3 protein-coding genes are annotated in these 2,005 nt (G+C 70.3%); all 3 read left to right on the top strand.

Annotated elements, in window-relative coordinates:
- On the top strand, window positions 1-436 hold a 436-nt coding region (locus IH13_RS0123705; protein WP_031087617.1), incomplete at its 5' end, for a glycine cleavage T C-terminal barrel domain-containing protein.
- A gap of 112 nt (window positions 437-548) precedes the next feature.
- A complete protein-coding gene (gene gcvH / locus IH13_RS0123700; RefSeq protein WP_031087616.1) occupies window positions 549-926 on the top strand; it encodes a glycine cleavage system protein GcvH in 378 nt (125 codons plus the stop codon).
- 20 nt (window positions 927-946) lie between these two features.
- Window positions 947-2,005, top strand: a 1,059-nt coding sequence (gene glyA, locus IH13_RS0123695; protein ID WP_031087615.1) for a serine hydroxymethyltransferase, incomplete at its 3' end; no start/stop codon positions are given.

The following is a 2,005-nucleotide window of genomic DNA, read 5'->3' as shown; positions in this document are numbered from 1 at the left end:
CCTCCCCTGCCGCGACACGCTGCGCCTGGAGGCGGGCATGCCGCTGTACGGGCATGAGCTGACCCCCGCCCTGACGCCGTTCGACGCGGGTTTCGGCCGGGTGGTGAAGTTCGAGAAGGAGGGCGACTTCGTGGGCCGCGAGGCCCTGCGGAAGGCCGCCGAGCGCGCCGAGGCCGCCCCGCCCCGCAAGCTGGTCGGCCTGGTCGCCGCGGGCCGCCGGGTGCCCCGGGCCGGCTTCTCGGTGGTCGTGGACGGGAAGGCCGTCGGCGAGGTCACCTCCGGCGCCCCCTCCCCCACCCTGGGCAAGCCGATCGCCATGGCGTACGTCGACGCGGCGTACGCGGCGCCCGGCACCGAGGGCGTCGCCGTGGACATCCGGGGCACGCACGAGCCGTACGAGGTCGTCGCGCTGCCGTTCTACAAGCGCGAGAAGTAGCCCGCCCCGGGCGGCAGCGGCGGCCCGTCCGCCCCGGACGTGACGCATTCCCGTCTCACACCGCAAGACCACCGTTCACCAGCACTCCCCCGCGTACAGGAGAATTCAGACCATGAGCAACCCCCAGCAGCTGCGGTACAGCAAGGAGCACGAGTGGCTGTCGGCCCTCGAGGACGGCGTGGCCACGGTCGGCATCACCGAGTACGCGGCCAACGCGCTCGGTGACGTCGTCTACGCCCAGCTCCCTGAGGTCGGTGACACGGTGACCGCCGGCGAGACCTGCGGAGAGCTGGAGTCGACCAAGTCGGTCAGCGACCTGTACTCACCGGTGACCGGCGAGGTGACCGCGGCCAACCAGGACGTCGTGGACGACCCGTCGCTGGTGAACTCCGCCCCCTTCGAGGGCGGCTGGCTGTTCAAGGTGCGCCTGGCGGAGGAGCCGAAGGACCTGCTCTCCGCCGATGAGTACACCGAGTTCTCCGGCAACTAAAGACCCCTAGGGACCACCTGATGTCGCTTCTCAATTCCTCACTCCACGAGCTGGACCCGGACGTCGCCGCCGCCGTCGACGCCGAGCTCCACCGCCAGCAGTCCACCCTCGAGATGATCGCCTCGGAGAACTTCGCCCCGGCGGCGGTCATGGAGGCCCAGGGCTCCGTTCTCACCAACAAGTACGCCGAGGGCTACCCCGGGCGCCGCTACTACGGCGGCTGCGAGCACGTCGACGTGGTCGAGCAGATCGCGATCGACCGCATCAAGGCGCTCTTCGGCGCCGAGGCCGCGAACGTCCAGCCGCACTCGGGTGCGCAGGCCAACGCCGCCGCGATGTTCGCACTGCTGAAGCCGGGCGACACGATCATGGGCCTGAACCTGGCCCACGGCGGTCACCTGACCCACGGCATGAAGATCAACTTCTCCGGCAAGCTGTACAACGTGGTCCCGTACCACGTCGACGGCACCGGCGTCGTGGACATGGACGAGGTCGAGCGTCTGGCCAAGGAGACCCGGCCGCAGCTGATCGTGGCCGGCTGGTCCGCGTACCCCCGTCAGCTCGACTTCGCCGCCTTCCGCCGCATCGCGGACGAGGTCGGCGCGTACCTGATGGTCGACATGGCGCACTTCGCGGGCCTGGTCGCCGCCGGGCTGCACCCCAACCCGGTGCCGCACGCCCACGTCGTCACGACCACCACGCACAAGACGCTGGGTGGTCCGCGCGGTGGTGTGATCCTGTCGACGCAGGAGCTCGCGAAGAAGATCAACTCCGCGGTCTTCCCCGGTCAGCAGGGCGGTCCGCTGGAGCACGTGATCGCGGCCAAGGCGGTCTCCTTCAAGGTCGCGGCGACCGAGGAGTTCAAGGAGCGCCAGCAGCGCACCCTGGACGGCGCCCGCATCCTCGCCGAGCGCCTGGTCCAGCCGGACGTCACCGAGGTGGGCGTCTCCGTCCTCTCCGGCGGCACCGACGTGCACCTGGTCCTGGTGGACCTGCGCAACTCCGAGCTGGACGGCCAGCAGGCCGAGGACCGGCTCCACGAGGTCGGCATCACGGTCAACCGGAACGCCGTTCCGAAC

Origin of the sequence: Streptomyces sp. NRRL WC-3549 (assembly GCF_000721935.1) — a bacterium.
GTDB lineage: Bacteria > Actinomycetota > Actinomycetes > Streptomycetales > Streptomycetaceae > Streptomyces.
This window is presented reverse-complemented; position numbering and strand designations above follow the sequence as displayed.